Annotated in this window: 16 protein-coding genes; 13 read left to right on the forward strand and 3 right to left on the reverse strand. The window is 66.8% G+C overall.

Going from position 1 to position 18,496, the window contains the following annotated elements; genetic code table 11:
* Positions 1-28: 28 nt before the first annotated feature.
* From FA87_RS07050 to FA87_RS07095, 10 genes are all read left to right on the forward strand, one after another.
* The gene (locus FA87_RS07050; protein ID WP_036114081.1) at positions 29-1,057 is read left to right on the forward strand and encodes an aspartate-semialdehyde dehydrogenase; all 1,029 of its coding nucleotides are present in this window, start codon (positions 29-31) and stop codon (positions 1,055-1,057) included.
* Entirely contained in the window at positions 1,057-1,347 is a 291-nt protein-coding gene (locus FA87_RS07055) for a hypothetical protein (RefSeq protein WP_043693378.1), read from the forward strand. Before FA87_RS07050 ends, FA87_RS07055 begins: the two co-directional genes overlap by 1 nt.
* Positions 1,348-1,515: 168 nt before the next feature.
* The gene (locus FA87_RS07060; protein WP_043693380.1) at positions 1,516-4,053 is read left to right on the forward strand and encodes a FimV/HubP family polar landmark protein; all 2,538 of its coding nucleotides are present in this window, start codon (positions 1,516-1,518) and stop codon (positions 4,051-4,053) included.
* A gap of 494 nt (positions 4,054-4,547) precedes the next feature.
* A complete protein-coding gene (truA, locus tag FA87_RS07065) occupies positions 4,548-5,315 on the forward strand; it encodes a tRNA pseudouridine(38-40) synthase TruA (RefSeq protein WP_036114074.1) in 768 nt (255 codons plus the stop codon).
* Positions 5,312-5,923 (forward strand): phosphoribosylanthranilate isomerase, encoded by a 612-nt coding sequence (locus FA87_RS07070; protein WP_043693382.1) that lies wholly within the window; start codon positions 5,312-5,314, stop codon positions 5,921-5,923. Before truA ends, FA87_RS07070 begins: the two co-directional genes overlap by 4 nt.
* Positions 5,924-5,933: 10 nt before the next feature.
* A complete protein-coding gene (gene trpB, locus FA87_RS07075; protein ID WP_043693385.1) occupies positions 5,934-7,145 on the forward strand; it encodes a tryptophan synthase subunit beta in 1,212 nt (403 codons plus the stop codon).
* Entirely contained in the window at positions 7,145-7,945 is an 801-nt protein-coding gene (gene trpA / locus FA87_RS07080; protein ID WP_043693388.1) for a tryptophan synthase subunit alpha, read from the forward strand. The genes trpB and trpA overlap by 1 nt, the downstream gene beginning before the upstream one ends.
* A gap of 63 nt (positions 7,946-8,008) precedes the next feature.
* Entirely contained in the window at positions 8,009-8,881 is an 873-nt protein-coding gene (accD, locus tag FA87_RS07085) for an acetyl-CoA carboxylase, carboxyltransferase subunit beta (RefSeq protein WP_043693391.1), read from the forward strand.
* Between the two features lie 215 nt (positions 8,882-9,096).
* Positions 9,097-9,303: a DUF6229 family protein gene (locus FA87_RS07090; RefSeq protein WP_043693394.1), complete on the forward strand. Its 207-nt coding sequence runs from the start codon at positions 9,097-9,099 to the stop codon at positions 9,301-9,303.
* Between the two features lie 10 nt (positions 9,304-9,313).
* A complete protein-coding gene (locus tag FA87_RS07095; RefSeq protein WP_081996501.1) occupies positions 9,314-12,256 on the forward strand; it encodes a type 2 lanthipeptide synthetase LanM family protein in 2,943 nt (980 codons plus the stop codon).
* Here the strand turns inward: FA87_RS07095 and FA87_RS07100 are convergent.
* The 3 genes from FA87_RS07100 to FA87_RS07110 all read right to left on the reverse strand — a co-directional run bounded on the left by FA87_RS07100 (position 12,172) and on the right by FA87_RS07110 (position 16,049).
* Positions 12,172-12,714 carry a phosphatase PAP2 family protein gene (locus FA87_RS07100; RefSeq protein WP_043693396.1) on the reverse strand — a complete coding sequence of 181 codons (543 nt, stop codon included), beginning with the start codon at positions 12,712-12,714 and terminating at the stop codon, positions 12,172-12,174. The genes FA87_RS07095 and FA87_RS07100 overlap by 85 nt on opposite strands.
* Positions 12,686-13,846: a glycosyltransferase family 1 protein gene (locus tag FA87_RS07105; RefSeq protein ID WP_036114057.1), complete on the reverse strand. Its 1,161-nt coding sequence runs from the start codon at positions 13,844-13,846 to the stop codon at positions 12,686-12,688. Before FA87_RS07105 ends, FA87_RS07100 begins: the two co-directional genes overlap by 29 nt.
* 124 nt (positions 13,847-13,970) lie before the next feature.
* Positions 13,971-16,049: a ricin-type beta-trefoil lectin domain protein gene (locus tag FA87_RS07110; protein ID WP_043693399.1), complete on the reverse strand. Its 2,079-nt coding sequence runs from the start codon at positions 16,047-16,049 to the stop codon at positions 13,971-13,973.
* Between the two features lie 204 nt (positions 16,050-16,253).
* Between FA87_RS07110 and gltX the strand changes: the two genes are divergently transcribed.
* Genes gltX through FA87_RS07125 form a run of 3 tightly spaced genes read left to right on the forward strand, consistent with a single transcriptional unit; the run spans position 16,254 to position 18,466 of the window.
* Positions 16,254-17,657: a glutamate--tRNA ligase gene (gltX, locus tag FA87_RS07115; RefSeq protein ID WP_036114053.1), complete on the forward strand. Its 1,404-nt coding sequence runs from the start codon at positions 16,254-16,256 to the stop codon at positions 17,655-17,657.
* On the forward strand, positions 17,650-17,952 hold the full coding sequence (locus FA87_RS07120) for a hypothetical protein (protein ID WP_036117827.1): 303 nt from the start codon (positions 17,650-17,652) through the stop codon (positions 17,950-17,952). The genes gltX and FA87_RS07120 overlap by 8 nt, the downstream gene beginning before the upstream one ends.
* Positions 17,953-17,992: 40 nt before the next feature.
* Positions 17,993-18,466, forward strand: coding sequence for a transcriptional repressor (locus FA87_RS07125; RefSeq protein ID WP_043693402.1), 474 nt, complete (start codon positions 17,993-17,995; stop codon positions 18,464-18,466).
* Positions 18,467-18,496: the final 30 nt, after the last annotated feature.

The raw sequence follows: 18,496 nt of genomic DNA on the forward strand, positions 1-18,496 counted from the left end.
GTTTCCCACGCCCTGACGAAAGCGACTGATGAGCAAGAAGACGAGTTACAAGGTAGCCATGGTGGGTGCGACCGGCGCGGTCGGCGAAACCCTCCTTTCGATCCTCGCCGAACGGGACTTCCCGGTCAGCGAACTGGTGCCCCTGGCGAGCGAGCGCTCGGCGGGCGGTACGGTCGATTTCGCTGGAAAGCCTTACGTCGTCCAGGATCTCGCCAAATACGACTTCGACGGCGTGGATATCGCCTTCTTCTCCGCCGGCGGCTCCGTCAGTCGTGAGCACGCGCCGCGCGCCGCGGCGGCCGGTGCCGTGGTGATCGACAACACCTCCGAATTCCGCTACCAGGACGACATTCCGCTGGTGGTGTCCGAGGTCAACCCGCACGCGATCGCCGATTACACGGTGCGCGGCATCATCGCCAACCCGAACTGCTCGACCATGGGCATGCTGGTGGCGCTGGCGCCGATCCATCGCGAGGTGGGCATCGAACGCATCAACGTGGCCACCTACCAGTCGGTGTCGGGTGCGGGCCGCAGCGGCCTTGAAGAGCTGGGCAAGCAGACCGCGCAGATGCTCAACTTCCAGGACGTCGAGACGTCCAAGTTTCCCAAGCAGATCGCCTTCAATGTGATCCCGCACATCGACGACTTCCAGCCCAACGGCTACACCAAGGAAGAAATGAAGATGGTCTGGGAGACCCGGAAGATCCTCGAGGATCCTTCGATCCAGGTGAACCCGACGGCGGTGCGCGTGCCGGTGTTCTACGGTCACTCCGAGGCCGTGCACATCGAGACCCGCGACAAGATCACGGCCGAGCGCGCCCGCGAACTGCTGGAGCAGGCGCCGGGTATCGTCGTACAGGACGAGCGCAAGGCCGGCGGTTATCCGACCCCGGTCGGCGATGTCGCCGGCAAGGATCCCGTGTTCGTGGGCCGTATCCGGGAGGACATTTCCCATGAGCGCGGCCTCGACCTCTGGGTCGTGTCCGACAACATCCGTAAGGGTGCGGCGCTGAATGCCGTGCAGATCGCGGAGATCCTGATCGAGGACTATCTGTAATGAAGCATCGCGCCGTTGCCGCTTGCCTGCTCGTTCTGGTTTCGCCTTTTGCGATGGCCGGGCAGCGGGCGGCGGCGCCGGCGCAAGCTGAAGATGCGCAGGCCGCCCGGGCCAGACTGGATGCGACGCACCGGGAGGTCACGGCGCAGGATGCCAGTGTGAAGCGGCTCAAGGCCAGGGTCGACACGCTGGAGTCGAACTCCGACGCGGCGGCGAAAGCCCTGGCCGAACGCGATCGGAAGATCGCCGAGCTGGAAAAGCAACTGGCCGCCGAGCAACGGCCGCGTTAACTGTAAGGGGGGCGTGTACGGGATTCGCGAACGACCGCAACGTTGTCGCGTAACTACCCGTGTTCGCTATTGTTAGTTGTTGCTGGGGTGCACTAAAGTGGCGCCTTCGCGGTTGATCGCCCGAAAGAGGCGCACCGCCGGCATGATATTCGTTCGGGGGAAGCAGTAATGAACCGCACATTGAAGTTGTCGATCATGCTGGCGCTGGTGACGGGGGGCGGCCACGCGATGGCCCAGAACCTGGGTCCGGTCCAGATGCGCTCCACCATGGAACAGCCGTTGGTCGCGGAAATCCCGCTGACCGGCGTGTCGGGTAGTCTCGACAACGTCCATGTCGCTCTGGCCTCGCCGGAGGCTTTCTCCCGCGCCGGGCTCAATCGCGACGGCCTGCCCGTGGCGCTCAGCTTCGCGGTGGCCAGGAATGCCAGCGGCCAGCCGGTGATCCGGGTGACCAGCAGCTCGCCGGTCCGCGACACCTATCTCGATTTCCTCGTCGAGGTCTCCAGCGGGAGCAACAAGGTCGTCCGCGAGGTGACCATGCTGCTCGATCCGCCGGGTACCCCGATTTCGGCGCCGTCCACGGGTGCACCGAAGCCGACCTCGCGCCCGTCGCGCACCTCGGACGTGCCGTCCCGCTCCTCGTCAGATGAATCGCGTCCGTCGCGCAGCGAAGCGGCCGCTCCGGCCAGATCGCCATCGCGCAGCAGCGCGCCGGTTTCCGCCGACGGTAGCTACGGTCCGGTCCAGCGCGGCCAGAGCCTGTCCGCCATCGTGCGCGCGCACGGCAACGGCGGCGACATGAACCAGATGCTGCTGGCCCTGCACAAGGCCAACCCGGATGCGTTCTACCGCGACAACATCAATGCGCTGAAGACGGGCGCCGTGCTGCGCGTGCCGTCGCCGGAAGACGTGCAAGCCCAGTCCGCCGCGTCGGCCCTGGCCGAAGTGCGTCGCCAGAACGAAGAGTGGCGCTCGGGCTCCACCCGCAAGCCGTCCGTGGTCGCCGATGGCGCCTCGACCGGCGCGGCACAGGACACCGGCAAGGCCGCCGCGCCCGCCAACGATCGCCTCGCCATCGTGCCGTCCAAGGCCGGTGGCGATGCCGCGTCCACCCGCGCGGGCACGAAGGACGGCAAGGGCGATGCCCAGGTCGCCGGCCTCAAGCAGGAGCTGACGACCCAGCAGGAAAACGTCGCCTCGCTGAAGCAGCAGGGCGCCGAGCTGAAGTCGCGGATCAGCGATCTCGAAGAGATCAACACCAAGAACGAGCGCCTCCTGAGTCTCAAGGATTCGGAAATCGCCGAGCTGCAGCGCAAGCTGGCCGACGCGCGCAAGACGGGTGGCCAGCCGGCCCCGGCGGCTTCCGCGCCGACCCCGGCTCCGACGCCTGCTCCCGCACCGGCACCGGTCGCTGCCACGCCCGCGTCGACCCCGGCCGCTACCGTATCGGCTCCGGCGGCCACGCCGGCACCGGTACCGTCCGCCGCCGCCACGGTGGCAACGACGCCGTTGCAGGCACCGGCGGCCGCGCCTCAGGCGCCTGCGCCCGCGCCAGTGGCTGCCGCCAGGCCGCCGGTCAAAAAGGCGACTCCGGTCGCGCCGGTCCCGGTCGAAGAAGATCCCTGGTACATGCAGCCGTGGGCATGGGGCGGCGGCGCCATCGTCGTCCTCCTGCTGCTGGTCGCGGCCGTGTTCGGCCGCAAGAAGCCCAGGCCGGCCGCGGCGAGCGCGAGTTCGCTGGCCGATCGCTTCGGCCACGAGCCGAGCTTCGGCGAATACGGTCATAACGATGCCATCGACCAGGATCAGCGCGAGATCCTCGACGCCCTGGCTGAACACCCGGACGACATCGGCCTGCACCTGGAGCTGGTCAGCCTCTACTACGGCCGCCGCGACGTCGAGCATTTCGAAGCCGCCGCCGAGGCCATGCACGCGCACGTCGCCGATCCGGAACAGCCGGAATGGCGCGAAGTCGTGATGATGGGTGAAGACCTGGCCCCCAGCCATCCGTTGTTCGGCGGCACGCCGGTCGACGCGGTGGAGGAGCCGTACGACACGTACACGGCGGCCACGCCGCACACGGCCGACGAGGCCGCCGCGCTCGAAGAATTCGACCTGGGCAGCTACGTGACGGGTCCGGACGAGGGCGAGATCCCGCCGCGTCCGGCACCGCAGAAACACAGCGAATACCACTTCAACTTCGACCTCACGCCGGTGCAGCGTGCCGAGGCGGATCGCCGTCCCAACGCACCGGACGTCTTCGATGTCGATGCGCCGGAATCGCCGTACAGCGAAACCCCGCTGCACGACGAGCCCGCCCACGGCTCGACCTTCGGCGACATCCTGAGCGAAGAGACGAAGACGCACGAGGAAGAGCGTTCGACGTGGTCGTTCGACGAAGACCATGATCTCGCCTCGCCCAGGCCGTCGGATCCGCCGCGTTTCGACGAGCCGCCGCGCTTCGACGAGCCGCCGCGCTTCGACGAACCGCCGGCGTTCCCGGTCTTCCCCGACGAAGAACCGCTTACCGACCATTCGGCGGACAGCTTCAGCGACGACCCGGTCGACACCAAGCTCGACCTGGCCCGTGCCTACCTTGACATGGGCGACGCCGAAGGCGCCCGCCTCATGCTCGAGGAAGTCATCGCCGAGGGCTCGCAGATGCAGAAAGACACCGCGAAGCGGATTCTGAGCGATATCGTCTGAGTCATTCGTAGGCCGTGATGCTGGAGCCCCGGTTGTGCCGGGGCTTTTTTTTGTGCTCGGCTTCGCCATCGCGTTGGGCGCGAATGCGTCGAGGCAGGGGCGCCGCCGGGTGCCATTCTCGTCGCTAAGTCCTCCTTCGGCCTTCGCCTACGTGCGGAAGCGCTCCGAGAACGACACCCGGCGGCACCCCTCCGACCGATGAGGTTTCGTGTCGCAAAAACGATCGAGGAGCATAGGCGCAGGCCGCAAGATCGCCGCGCTCTGTTTTGCTCGCCCACAATCTACCGTTGCGTTGGGAGGGAGTCGTTGGCTGCCGTTCCTGGAGCGATTCCGCAGGGAGGCGAAGGCCGGACGAGGACTTAGCGACAGGAACGGCATCCAACGGCTCCCCAGCCTCAGCGCAACCGCTGCCATCCCCCATACGCCCCCGAACGCACCCCCAGCCCCCCGAGTGGTACTCTTTCCCGTTTCCACCGCCCCAAGAACCCCGCCCCATGCGCATCGCCCTTGGCGTCGAATACGACGGCACCGACTTCTTCGGCTGGCAGCGGCTCAGCCATGCGAAGACCGTGCAGGGTTCGCTGGAGGCCGCGCTCGCTTTTGTCGCGCAGACGCCCATCGAAGTGACCGCGGCCGGTCGTACGGACGCCGGGGTGCACGGTCGCTGCCAGGTGGTGCATTTCGATACCGAGGTGGTGCGCGACATGCGCGGCTGGATCCTCGGCGCCTGCTCCAATCTGCCGCATACGGTGGCGGTGACCTGGGCGCAGGTGGTGCCGGACGACTTCCATGCGCGGTTCTCCGCACGGGCCCGACGCTATCGATACCGCCTGCTGCCGCGCTTCGTGCGCCCGGCGCTGGATGCGCGGTTCGTCGCCTGGGAGCGCCGTCAGCTCGATGCGGAGGCCATGAACGAAGCCGCGCAAGCCATCGTCGGCGAGCATGATTTCACCGCGTTCCGCGCGATCTCCTGCCAGGCCGCGCATGCGCGGCGCAACGTGCGCTCGATCCGCGTGTTTCGCGAAGACATCCATGTGGTCGTCGAGATCGAGGCGAATGCCTTTCTCCATCACATGGTGCGCAATATCGTCGGTTCGCTGCTGCGGATCGGCCGTGGTGAAGAGAGCGTCGGCTGGATGGCCGAACTGCTGGCCGGCCGCGATCGCGAGGTCGCCGGCGCCACCGCACCCGCGGAAGGGCTGACCTTCCTCGGACCGCTTTACGAAGCCCACTGGGGGCTGCCACAGGAAGTGACGCTATGACCCGGATCAAGTTCTGCGGGCTGACCCGCCTCGACGATGTACGCCTCGCGGTGAACCTCGGCGTGGATGCCATCGGCTTCGTGATGACGCGCAAGAGCAAGCGCTTCGTCGAGCCGGCCGCCGCCGCGCAGCTGCGCGATGCCGTTTCGCCGTACATCACCACGGTTGCGCTGGTGATGGACGATGAGCCTGCGTTTATCGATGAGGTGCTGCGCGTGCTCCGTCCCGACATGCTTCAGTTCCACGGCGCCGAAACCGACGACGAATGCGCCCGCTACGGCGTGCGCTATACCAAGGCTATCGCGATGGGTGAGGGTGAGGCGGCGCTGGCGCGTCTGCACGAATATCCGCGCGCGGCCGGGCTGCTGCTGGATGGGCATGGGCTCGGCGAGCAGGGCGGCAGCGGGCAGCGTTTCGACTGGTCGCGGATGCCGAAACATCTTGCGCAACCCCTGATCCTCGCGGGTGGGCTCGGCGCCGACAACGTGGCCGAGGCCATCCGCATCGCACGCCCCTGGGCCGTCGACGTCTCCAGCGGGATCGAGACGTCGCCCGGTATCAAGGATGGGGCTAAGATGGAACGCTTCATTTCCGCTGTACGACGATAACGAGAAGGCAATGACCGAAATCACGGATTTTCACGCCTACCCCGATGCGCATGGCCGCTTCGGTGACTACGGCGGCATCTACGTGGCGGAAACGCTCATGGAGCCCCTGGCCGAGCTGACCGCCGCGTATGAAAGACTGCGTGTCGATCCCGCCTTCATCGCCGAGCTCGATCGCGACCTCAAGTACTACGTGGGCCGTCCCAGCCCGGTGTACTTCGCCGAGCGGCTGACGAAGCACGTCGGCGGCGCGCGGATCATCCTCAAGCGTGAAGACCTGAACCACACAGGCGCGCACAAGATCAACAACACCGTGGGTCAGGCGCTGGTCGCCCGGCACATGGGCAAGTCGAGGATCATCGCCGAGACCGGTGCGGGCCAGCATGGCGTGGCGAGCGCCACCGTGGCCGCGCGTCTGGGCCTGAAGTGCGTCGTCTACATGGGCGCCGTCGACATCGAGCGGCAGAAGATCAACGTCTATCGTATGCGCCTGCTCGGCGCCGAGGTGGTCCCGGTCACCTCCGGTTCGAAGACACTGAAAGACGCCCTCAACGAAGCGATGCGCGACTGGGTCACGAATGTCGCCGACACCTTCTACATCATCGGCACCGTGGCGGGCCCGCACCCGTACCCGCAGATGGTCCGCGACTTCAACGCCATCGCCGGTCGCGAAGCGCGCGAGCAGACGCTGGAGCAGTTCGGCCGTCTGCCGGACGTCATCACCGCCTGCGTCGGCGGCGGATCGAACGCCATCGGCCTGTTCCACGCCTTCCTCAACGACCGCGACGTGCGCATCGTCGGTGCCGAGGCGGCGGGCGACGGTATCGGTACGGGGCGTCATGCCGCCTCGCTTGCGGCGGGCAAGCCGGGCGTACTGCACGGCAATCGCACCTACGTCCTCTCCGACGCGAACGGCCAGATCGTCGAAACGCATTCCGTTTCCGCGGGCCTCGACTATCCGGGCGTCGGCCCGGAGCACGCTTTCCTGAAGGACGCCGGTCGGGCGGAATACGTCGGCGTGACGGACGACGAAGCGCTCGAGGCATTCCACTTGCTCGCCCGCACGGAGGGCATCCTTGCCGCGCTGGAATCGAGCCACGCGATCGCCCAGGCGATCAAGCTGGCCCGTGAACTGCCCAGCGACGGCCTGGTGCTCGCGAACCTTTCCGGTCGCGGGGACAAGGACGTCCACACCATCGCCGAGCGTGAAGGGATCGAGATCTGATGAGCCGCCTTGAAAGCCGTTTCGCGGCACTGAAAGCCGCCGGTCGTACCGGCCTGATCACCTTCGTCACGGCGGGTGACCCGCAGCCGGACGCCATGGTGCCGATGCTGCATGCGCTGGTCGCCGCGGGCGCCGACGTGATCGAACTGGGCGTGCCGTTCTCCGATCCCATGGCCGACGGCCCGGTGATCCAGCACGCCAGCGAGCGGGCCATTGCTAAAGGCATCGGCCTGCATAACGTGCTGGCCTGGGTCGCGGCATTCCGTGAGACCGACAACGAAACGCCGATCGTCCTGATGGGCTACCTCAACCCGGTCGAGATGTACGGATACCCGGAATTCGCCGACGATGCCGTGGAGAAGGGTGTCGATGGCGTGCTGATGGTCGACTGCCCGCTCGAGGAGGCGCACGTGCTCGCGCCGCTGCGCGATGCTGGCCTCGACCAGATCCTGCTGGCCTCGCCAACGACCACCGATACCCGGCTGCAGGCCTTGTGCGAGGCGGCTTCGGGCTTCCTGTATTATGTGTCGTTCGCTGGCATCACCGGCGCGGCCCAGCTCAGCACGGCGGATATCGCCGAGCGCGTGGCCGGCATCCGGGCGACGTCGAAGGCGCCGGTCGCCGTCGGCTTCGGGGTGCGCGACGCCGCGAGTGCCGCGGCCATCGGTGCGTTCGCCGATGCGGTCGTCATCGGCAGTGCCCTGGTCGAACGTCTGGCCGGTGCGACGTCCGCTGACGAGGTGGCAAAACGGGCCAACGATTTCCTGGCCCCGATCCGCGCCGCCCTCGACGCGCGCTGATCGAAACGAGCTTCATGTAGGAGCGCGCCCCGCGCGCGACGCGACACCAATCGGAGACGCACGATGAACTGGCTGCAGAAAATCATGACGCCGAAGACCCGCGCACCCAGCGCGGCCGGCGGTAAGGGCAAGGTGCCCGAGGGTGTGTGGGAGAAGTGCGCCGGTTGCGGCACGGTCCTTTACAAGCCGGAGCTCGAAAAGTCGCTGATGGTCTGCCCGAAGTGCGGCCATCATCACGCGATCTCGGCCCGCGTGCGCCTCAACGCGTTCCTCGACGAAGGCAGCGCGAAGGAACTCTGGCCGAAGCTGGAGGCCGTCGACGCGCTCAGGTTCAAGGACCAGAAGAAGTACAAGGACCGCGTCGTCGCCGCGCAGAAGTCCACGGGTGAAAAGGATGCGCTGATCGCGATGTCCGGCACGCTGCTGGATCGTCCCATCGTTTCGGTCGCCTTCGAGTTCGCTTTCATGGGTGGCTCGATGGGGTCGGTGGTCGGCGAGAAATTCGCACGCGCCGCCGAGAAGGCGCTGGCGGAAAACAGCGCACTCGTCTGCTTCGCCGCCACGGGTGGCGCACGCATGCAGGAAGGCCTGTTTTCGCTCATGCAGATGGCCAAGACGTCGGCCGCACTGGCGCGCATGCGCGATGCCGGTGTGCCGTACATCTCGGTGCTTACGCATCCGACCACCGGCGGTGTGTCGGCAAGCCTTGGCATGCTGGGCGACCTCAACGTCGCCGAGCCGAAGGCGCTGATCGGTTTCGCCGGCCCGCGTGTCATCGAGCAGACCGTGCGCGAGACCCTGCCGGAAGGTTTCCAGCGTCCGGAGTTCCTGGTCGATCACGGCGCCATCGACATGATCGTCGACCGTCGCGAAATGCGCGAAAAGCTCGGCTCAATTCTCGGCATTCTCGAGAAGGCGCCGCGCGCGGCGGCGTGATCCCGGCTTCGTAAGTAAGCAAAACAAGGAAGGCCCCGGAGAAATCCGGGGCCTTCTTCGTTTGCGGCCGTCACTTTTGCGGCTCATGCCGAAAACACGTAACGACGCATGGCGTTGGCCCTTGTGCCGTATCCGGGCGCACGACAAGAATCGGCCGGGGTGAGGGCACCGGAGTACGTACGTTTTTCCATTCCATACCGCAAAGGATGAATCCGATGAACAACGACATGAACTTCGCTTCCAACTCCGTCAGCCGTGCCGCGCAATGGCGCACGCAGGCGGACAAGAACAACCCGGCGGGTGCGCTCTTCGCCAACGAATTCGCCGAGGCGGATATCATCGGCGGCACCGATATGCTCGTCACCGATTGTGCGATGTGTACGGGCTCCATCAAGAACACCATCCACATCTACTGCGCCTGATCCTCTCGCCGTGACGTCCTCCACGGACGCCGACGATTTCAGCGAATCGCTGGGCTGCCTGATCGCCGATGCCATGGTGGATCTTGCAGCCCGGCTCGCCGGGTTAGCCGGCCTGACGTGCGCCGAACGCGGCGTCGTCGCCGACGCGACGCGCGCTTCGCTGACGGAAGCGCTGCATGGCCGACTCGGTCGTGTCCTGTTGCTCGAGTTGCATGCGGCCGTCGAAGACGGCTTGCTCGTCGCTGCCGACAGCGCGGGCCGCTGGCACGAATTCATTGCGCGCTCGTCGACTCCCGCGTTCTGGGAGGAACTGACGACGCATTATCCGACGCTGATGGATCGCGTGAATCGCCTGGTGGAACAGCGTTGCGCAAGCGCGCTGACGTTCGCCACGCATTTCGCGACGGACCGCGAGGCGCTCGACGTATTTCACGGTAGCCCGCTCGGCGAACTCGTCGCCCTGGCGATCGGCGCGGGCGACAGTCACCGCGGTGGAAGGACCGTGGCGTTGCTCACCTGCGCCCGCGGCCGTATCGTCTACAAGCCACGATCGGTGGGCATCGACGCGGCCTTGTCCCGCTTTATCGAGCCGCTCACAGCGCAGGGCGCCAGTCTTCGTGTACCACCCGTCGTGGAGCGGGATGGATACGGTTGGGCCGCGTTCGTCGAACACCGCTACGCCGCCGACGACGGCGAACTGACCCATTTCTATCGCGGACTGGGCGAGTGGCTGGCCGTCATGCGTCTGCTCGGCGGTAGCGATCTGCACGCCGAAAACCTGATCGCGCACGGTGCGCATCCGTTCGTCATCGATTGCGAGACGCTGTTCACGCCGCATCCGCCGGTCACACCCTCGGGCATGGGCCTGGCGCACGACCGCGCCGCGGGCATGGTCGAAGGCAGCGTGCTGAGCATGGGGTTTCTGCCGGGGCGCGGCGCGGCGTTGGCCTGGCGTGGCGTGGATTCGTCCGGCATGGGTGCCTTGCCGGGGCAGCAGCCCAGTGTGGAGGTGCCCGCCATCGTCGACGCGGGTACGGATCGTGCGCGGCTGGGCACCGTCATGGTCGAACCCGGCGGCGCCGCGAATCATCCGTCACGCGCGCCCGCGCTGGCCGCGCACTGGCCGAAGGTCGTTGAAGGCTTCGATCAGGTGACCGCCTGGCTGCGCTCCGAGGACGCGGCGGGGAGACTGGCGGGCCGGTTGCGCCCGTTTGCGGGCTGCGAAGTGCGTGCGGTCGTCCGGTCGACCGAGGTGTACGCCGAGCTGGCGCGGATGCTCTGGCACCCAGTGTCGCTGCACGCACCTGACGAAGCGACGCATCGCGCCGCCGCGTTGTTGCGTCGGATGGGTCTGAACCGAGCGATTTCGCCCGATCGCGACGACGTGATCGCGGCCGAGATCGCCGACCTGCTCGACGGCGACATTCCGCTGTTTTCGACGATCGTTAGCGAAGGGTGGCTGGCGGGCCCTCGCGGCACGTCGTGGCTCGATCCCCGCGACCTCGCCGAGGATGCATTGCGACGCTGGCGCGAGGCAGATCTCGCGCTCGAACGTCAGGCTATCCGCGCCTCGCTGGCCAGCGCCTATGCCGACGGTGACCGCGACGAAGCGCATGCCTCCCTGCGACCGGTACGCCTCGCGTTGCACGATCTCGACCGCCGTCGCCGTCGGCTCGCCGCAGGTGTCATGAAAGGCATCGTGAGGCGTGCGATCCGCGGTGACGATGGCAGCGTGGCGTGGATCGCTTCCGTGCTGGGCCCCAACGGGCGCAGCGTGCAACCGATCGCTCAGGATGTATACGGAGGCATCGCAGGCATCGCGTTACTGGCTCATGGTTATACGCGCGAGCGCGATGCGGGGAGGGCGGACGATGTGACCGGGATCGATGCAATCGCCGCGGCGGCGGTCGACACGATGCGATGGGCCGAAGCGCAGCTATGGGAGCGTCGTACCCATGTGGCGCGGCCGCGCCCGGTGCCTCCCGGTGGGTACATCGGTCTCGGCTCCCAGATCGCGTCGTGGCTGCTACTGGAGGTCTGGGGCGCGACGGCGGCGGGTGAGGGCGTCGAGCGGGCGCAGCGTCTCGCCGGACTCATCGCGGAGTCCGTCGCGGCGGACGATACGCGCGACCTGCTTACCGGCAGCAGCGGTGCTATCGCGCCGCTTCTTACGCTTCACGAGCGCACGAAGGATGCGAGCCACCTGACCCAGGCGATGACCGTGGGCGATGCACTGATCGAGGCGGCGCGTCGGCAGGACGGCCGCGCCTGGTGGCCGCACGAGCGATGGCCCGATGGACTTGGCGGATTCGCCCATGGATCGACGGGCATCGGATGGGCACTGGCGAAGCTGGCGCAGGCGTCCGGACAGGATCGCTTTCTCGCGATGTCGCGGGCCGCGCTCGCGTTCGACGCGTCGTTGTTCGATCCGGCGACGGGCTGGCGCGACCTTCGTGGTGGCGACCCGGCGGCCGCGTGGTGCCACGGCGCGGTCGGTATCGGGCTGGCGCTGGTGGATCTGGATCCGGCACTGGATAACGCCGATCGGCGTGCCCAGTTCCGCGTCGCTTCGACGCTCGCCTGGCAGAACGGTATCGGTGGCGGTCATGGGCTATGCCACGGCGATATGGGGGCGTGGGAGCTGCTCGACATCGCCGTGCGCACGGGATTCGCTCCCGCAGGCTGCGACAGCGATACGCTGAAGGCCACGATCATCGGCAGCATCGAAAGCCACGGAGCCCGGTGCGGCAGGCAGAGTGAAGACCTGTCACCGGGCCTGATCGCCGGCCTGGGCGGCGTCGCGTGGCAGTTGCTGCGGATGCATCCCGAAAGCGCTCTGCCTTCCGTCCTGCTTCCGTCCTTCGCGAATCAGACCAGCGCACGCTCCGCCCACAGCGACAACGTGCCGAGCCCGCCACCGATGACGGTCGCGGCGAGCACATCGCTGGGGTAGTGCAGACCGAGCACGACGCGTGAGGCACCGATGAGCGCGGCGAAGCCGATCAGGAAAGGTGCGAGCACCGGGTAGTGCGCGACGGCGACGACGGTAAACGAGACCGCCTGCAACGTGTGTCCCGACGGAAAGCTGAACTCATCCAGCGGGGGCACGTGGGCGATCACGCCGGGACAGGTGCGGAAGGGGCGTGGGCGACGCGTCCAGCGCTTCAGTACGCGATAGAGCATCAGTGCGGTCAGTCCGGTGATCGCCATCTGGACCGCCACGGCCACACCGTGCCAGCCGCCGACGATCGCCATGACCGTCATCAGCGAATACCAGAAGACGCCATCACCGAGGCGGCTGATGGCGCCGAAGAAGATGCCGATCGCACGACGCGCGCCCCAGCGGTTGGCGGCGACGCACATGCGCCGGTCGAGGCTGGCCCTACGCGGCGACGGCGGTGCTGCGTTCATGGACGCTCTCCTCGGCCATTGATTGCATGATGGATTCGAATTCGGCGATGACCGAATCGGGTGATGAACCGGCAAGCGAGAGACGTGCGGCGCCGCCCATCGCCCGGCACGCGTGGATGTCCGCACCGAGCGCCGCGGCGCGTTCGATCAGTCCGCCTTCGTTGCCGGGCGCGACGCGGATGCCGTTCTGGCCGTTGCGGATGAATTCGCGAGCGGCGGCTTCCGCATAGGCCACGACGGGTGTCCCCGACGCCATCGCCTCGAGCACCACGTTGCCGAAGGTCTCCGTGAGGCTCGGAAAAACGAACAGATCGGCACTGGCGTAGTAAGCGGCCAGGTCGTCGCCGCGGCGGACGCCGGCGAAAATCACATCGGGATGGGCCGCCTCGAGCGCGGCACGACCCGGACCGTCACCGACGATGACGCAGCGGGCGCCGGGAACGCGACGCTGCAGGGCACGGTAGGCATCGATCACGACGTGCAGGTTTTTCTCCGGCGCCACACGGCCCACGCTGAGCATGACCGGCGTATCCGGACCCGCGCCCCATGACGTGCGCAGGTCGTCGTTACGGCGTTCCGGATGAAAACGCTGCGGGTCGACAGCGCGGCGAAGCACGCGTACGTCGTGGACACCGAGGTCGTTGAGCTCACCGGCGAGCTGGCCCGTGGGCACCAGGGTGGTCTGCGCGCGACGATGGAACCGGGCGAGGTAGTTGCGTACGAACGGGGTCAAGGCGCCGAAACCGTAATGGCCGACGTAGAAGTCGAAGCGCGTGTGGAAGCCTGTTGCGACGGGGATGCCGAGGCGGCGGGCGGCGCTTACCGCGCTCCATCCCAGCGGGCCTTCGGTGGCCACGTAGATCGCATCCGGGCGGTCCGACCGCCAGCGGCGTTCCAGGCGAAAGCGGGAGGGCAGGCCGAAGCGCAGGCCGGCATAGCGGGGGACGGCGGCACCTTCGACGGCGAGGACATCCATGCCCGCATCGGCCATGGCCGGCGTGTCGGGGTGGATCGGGCGAATGAGGTCGACGGTGTGTCCGCGGCGGACGAGTCCGCGGGCGAGAGACTGGACGGTAAGGGAGACCCCATTGACGTCCGGTGCATAGGTCTCGGTGACGATGCCGACTCGCATGGCGGTGCCCCTGTTGGCCTGAGCTTGGTCCAAGCTTCGCGCGCAGGGATGTCGCGGGCATGATGGTGATATGACGCTGGCGTTACCGGAACGGGCCCGGCGATCGACCGCCGGGCCCGCTTTGTCACTTGATGCCGAAAATGAGCGGGATGGCTGCCCAGCGCTGCCCGCTGTCGACATCGCCGAATGCGAGATAGGCATCGGGGATCGGTTCGGCCTGGAAGTTGAAGCCGGGAATGTAGTCGCCCCTGCGTGGCTGCAACGGGTAGGTCGTCCACGGCGGCAACAGTGCGTTGGTCGCATTGACCGGCAGCAATGCGTCCTTACCGGGGCGGAACGCCGTCGACAAGCCCGATGCGTCCGTATGCAGGCGCAGGCGGCCACCTTCGAAACGGGAATGGATGCGGTCGGCACGCCATTCCCACTGTTGCGCCAGTGTCTGCGTGCATGCCGTGGCCCTCACGCCACCGAACGCGGTATCCGTCTCCAGGCACATGCCGCTGCCACGGTTCACGTATCGTCCGGCCTCGTCCATCATCCATTGCTGAACGCGATGGCCTTCGGTGCGGTCGCAGGTTTCGAGGGTGATCCGGGCGGACGCGTCGGGCTGCGTGATGCAGCGGTTGGCGTCGCCCAGGGACTGCAGCAGCACCGTCGGCGTGCGCGTGAGGTAGGGCGTGCCAAGGTCCATGATCACGCTGGCAATCGGCTGCCCCGTGGCGACGAATTCCCGCCTGTCCGACGGGCCGCGGCTGGTGACGATCGAGAGTTCGCACGGCGTCGCATCGAGAACGACGACTTTCTCATGGCAGTCGATGGCATCAGCGGTCGTTTTGGCCTGGTGATGGAAGTAGCGGTTCATCACGGTGGCGGCGCTGGTGACCTTGATCGGGCCTTCGTACGTACCGTCGACCCGCCACGTGGCCGCGGTTTCCAGCCCCGCGTGTTTCATCATCCGACTGCGCCCCCCTGTCGTGGCGGGTTTACCGAAGTAGGCGGGTTTGGCTGAAATGTCATCGGCCAGGGCGAAACGCCACGATGCCTCGGTTTGATTTTCCGCCTGGAATTCGGAGAACGCGGCGCTGTAGTCGTCGAGCGTGATCGTTACGGATTGCTCGTCCGTGTTCGTTTCGCTGTAGGAAAACGATGCGGGGAATTTGCCGGCCGACGAAATCTTGCCATCGGCGAGCCCACGGGTCGTCTCGGGCGATACCGACACCCCCCATGTCGAGGTGGTGACATGTTTGTCGGTGATTGTCCGGGCGGTACGGCCGTCAGTCATCGGGTGATAACTGAGCAAGCGGGCGTTCGGCGTTGCATCTTCCGGCCACATGAGCCACGTCGACAAGCCGTACTCGCCAGGCACGTAGATGCCCGCGCCGTGGGGCAGGGACGGAAACGGCCAGATCGGCACCCACCATAAGGGATTGTTCTTTCGGGTATCCAGCCCTCGCTGATGGGGGATGACCTCGGCGGTGCTCTTTACCGTGATCAGTTTGGAGTCGTGCGTGCGGCTGGTATCCCGGGTGACCGTCGCGATCAGCGCCACGCGCGATCCATTGGTGTGGGTCTTGGATGCGGCCCAGGGACGCACGGGCGTCGCGCGCGCGGGCGCCGTCTGCGATGCCTGCGCGGGACCGCGCGTGACAGGGGCAAGGCGTGACCTCGATGCTTCTTCTGCGTCAGCCATCGCCAGACGTCTGGCGTCCTCGACCACGTGGCCGGCGATGGCCGCCAGGGCCAGCGGATCGACCGTATCTTCGAACAGATGCAGGTGAACGCCGCCATGGCGCAGTGGCTGGTAGAGCACGGTCGCTTCGGTGGCTTCCACGCCGAACAGGGCGATTTCGTAGCGTCGCTCACCTGTTCGGGCGGTAACGAGCAGGGCGACGCCTGAGGAGACGATATCCAGGGCCTCGGCCCGGGCGTGGGGCGAGGCCAGTGCCGAGGCGGGTACCCATGCGATGACGGGATCGGCCGACGCTCCGGATTGCGACAGTGCCGTGCCCTTCAAGGCTGCCGGTGTCCGCCAGGCGGCTGGGTCGCCGCCGGTCGCCGTCAGGATCGCCGGGAGGTCCGAAAGGCGCAGATAGCGCACGTCGAGGCCGACCACCTGGGCGTCCGTGGGCGGTGACTGCGCGACGATCGGCGCGGACAGGCCCAGGGCGATGGCGACGACCGCGTGGCGTAGGGGGGTCTTCATGGATGCATCCTTGCAGTTGGGGAGTGCTTACAGCATGCGCGGGCGAGCCCGTGCGCAGCATCCGGCTCATGGTCTTTTTGTGTGTAGGAATGACTGCAGCGGGGCACTGGCAGAAAGGCAGGCACGCTGTAGGGGATGACCTCGAAACCACCCCGGTGCCCGATCGGTTAAAATCCCGTCCTTGTCCGTCCGATGACCTCAACGATGACCGTCCGTACCCGTTTCGCCCCCAGCCCCACCGGCTACCTCCACATCGGCGGTGCCCGTACCGCGCTCTACTGCTGGCTGGAGTCGCGCCGCCGCGGTGGCGAATTCGTACTGCGCATCGAGGACACCGATCGCGAGCGCTCCACGCAGGAGGCCGTGCAGGCCATCCTCGACGGCATGCAGTGGCTCGGCCTTACGCATGACGAAGGTCCGTACTATCAGACGCTGCGCATGGACCGTTACCGCGAGGTGGCCGACCAGCTGCTGCGCGAGGGCAAGGCGTATTACGCCTACGAGACCAAGGAAGAGATCGAGGAGATGCGCAACGCGGCCATGGCAGCCGGGGTGAAGCCGCGTTACAACGGCTATTACCGCGACCGCAACGAGCCGCTGCGTGACGATCCGAACCGCGTCATCCGCTTCAAGAACCCGTCCACGGGTTCGGTGGTGTTCGACGACAAGGTGAAGGGGCGCATCGAGTGGTCGAACGAAGAGCTCGACGACCTCGTGATCTTCCGCTCGGACGGCTTCCCGACGTACAACTTCGCGGTCGTGGTCGATGACATCGACATGGGTATCACCGAGGTGATCCGCGGCGACGACCACGTCAACAACACCCCGCGCCAGATCAACATCTACAAGGCGCTGGGTGCGCCCGTACCCGAATTCGCGCACCTGCCGATGATTCTGGGGCCGGACGGCCAGAAGCTTTCCAAGCGTCACGGTGCCGTCAGCGTCATGCAGTACCGCGACGACGGTTTCCTGCCGCATGCACTGCTCAATTATCTCGTCCGCCTGGGCTGGTCGCATGGCGATCAGGAAATCTTCTCGGTCGATGACATGAAAACGCTGTTCGACGTCTCGGACGTCAACAAGGCCGCATCGCGCTTCGACGTGACCAAGCTCTCCTGGCTCAATCAGCATTACCTGAAGACGGATGACCCGGCGACGCTCGGGCCGGAACTGGCCTGGCACCTCGGCAAGATCGGTATCGACGCCTCGGCTGGCCCGAACCCCGCCGATGTGGTCGTGGCCCTGCGCGACCGCGTGCAGACGTTCAAGGAAATGGCCGAGCGCGCGAAGATCTGGTACGGCCCGATCGTCGAGTGGGACGACAAGGCCATCGAGAAACACCTGCGTACGGACACCGCGCCCGCCGCGCTCGAGAAGGCGAAGTCCGAACTCGCCGCTCTGTCTGAGTGGACGCCGGAGACCGTGCACGGCGCCGTCGAGCGCGTGGCCGCGGGCCTCGAACTGGGGATGGGCAAGGTGGCCGCGCCGCTGCGCGTGGCGATGACCGGCACGCAGGTGTCGCCGTCGATCGAACACACCATCTACCTGGCCGGTCGCGACGGTGCGCTGGCGCGCATCGACGAGGCGCTCGCCCGCGCTCGTGGATGAGATCCTGGCCAAGGCGATGCGGGGCGTTGATCCTGACGACCCCGGGGCTTTCCTGGCGATCTTCACCAACCTCATGGCCGCGGTGCCATGGGGGCAGCTGATCCTCTGGCAGATCGTTTTCATCGTCGTCGGCGGCGTGCTGGGCTGGTGGCGCGGGCGCTTCGTCGCCGGCATCGTCGCCGCGCTGGTGCTGGGGCCGTTCGGCTGGGTGGTGCCTTTCATGCCACGCAAGCGGCCCCCGCCTTTACCGCCGCGTGGCGGTCCGCCGCCGCTGCCCGGGTCGAAAAAGCGCTGACGGGCCCTCATGTTAGAATGAGGGATACGAGGATTTCGATGTGACCACGCACGCCGCGCACAAGCACACGCACGAACACCATGACGATGCCCGCGGCTTCGTCGCGGCGGTCGAACACGCCTCGCTGGAGCGCGGTCTGCGCCTGACGCCCCTGCGTCGTGAGGTGCTGGAACTGGTGGCGAGCGCGGGCAAACCCGTAAAAGCCTACGATCTGCTCGATCGCCTGCGCGAGAAGCACGGCAACGCCGCGCCGCCCACGGTCTATCGGGCGCTCGATTTCCTCCTCGAAAACGGCTTCATCCATAAGCTGGAGTCGATCAACGCGTACGTGTCCTGCCACCATCCGGCGGAAACGCATCAGGTACCTTTCCTGATCTGCGACAAATGCCAGTGCGCGCAGGAAGTCTGCGACGAACGCGTCGCGGAGCTGATCGAGGCCCAGGCCAAGGCGCTGGGGTTCCGTCCGCAGGCGCAGACCCTCGAAGTGCACGGCATCTGCAAGAACTGCCGGTAACGCCCCAAAATCGGTAGGAGCGCGCCCTGC

The organism is Luteibacter sp. 9133, assembly GCF_000800155.1.
Taxonomy (GTDB): Bacteria; Pseudomonadota; Gammaproteobacteria; order Xanthomonadales; family Rhodanobacteraceae; genus Luteibacter; species Luteibacter mycovicinus.

Excerpts from the sequence above, each read along its gene's own strand:
- truA (WP_036114074.1), top strand. The coding sequence starts at position 4,548 with ATGCGCATCGCCCTTGGCGTCGAATACGACGGCACCGACTTCTTCGGC.
- FA87_RS07090 (WP_043693394.1), top strand. The coding sequence starts at position 9,097 with ATGAACAACGACATGAACTTCGCTTCCAACTCCGTCAGCCGTGCCGCG.
- accD (WP_043693391.1), top strand. The coding sequence starts at position 8,009 with ATGAACTGGCTGCAGAAAATCATGACGCCGAAGACCCGCGCACCCAGC.
- FA87_RS07100 (WP_043693396.1), bottom strand. The coding sequence starts at position 12,714 with ATGAACGCAGCACCGCCGTCGCCGCGTAGGGCCAGCCTCGACCGGCGC.
- FA87_RS07070 (WP_043693382.1), top strand. The coding sequence starts at position 5,312 with ATGACCCGGATCAAGTTCTGCGGGCTGACCCGCCTCGACGATGTACGC.
- FA87_RS07105 (WP_036114057.1), bottom strand. The coding sequence starts at position 13,846 with ATGCGAGTCGGCATCGTCACCGAGACCTATGCACCGGACGTCAATGGG.
- FA87_RS07060 (WP_043693380.1), top strand. The coding sequence starts at position 1,516 with ATGAACCGCACATTGAAGTTGTCGATCATGCTGGCGCTGGTGACGGGG.
- trpA (WP_043693388.1), top strand. The coding sequence starts at position 7,145 with ATGAGCCGCCTTGAAAGCCGTTTCGCGGCACTGAAAGCCGCCGGTCGT.
- FA87_RS07055 (WP_043693378.1), top strand. The coding sequence starts at position 1,057 with ATGAAGCATCGCGCCGTTGCCGCTTGCCTGCTCGTTCTGGTTTCGCCT.
- gltX (WP_036114053.1), top strand. The coding sequence starts at position 16,254 with ATGACCGTCCGTACCCGTTTCGCCCCCAGCCCCACCGGCTACCTCCAC.
- trpB (WP_043693385.1), top strand. The coding sequence starts at position 5,934 with ATGACCGAAATCACGGATTTTCACGCCTACCCCGATGCGCATGGCCGC.
- FA87_RS07050 (WP_036114081.1), top strand. The coding sequence starts at position 29 with ATGAGCAAGAAGACGAGTTACAAGGTAGCCATGGTGGGTGCGACCGGC.
- FA87_RS07110 (WP_043693399.1), bottom strand. The coding sequence starts at position 16,049 with ATGAAGACCCCCCTACGCCACGCGGTCGTCGCCATCGCCCTGGGCCTG.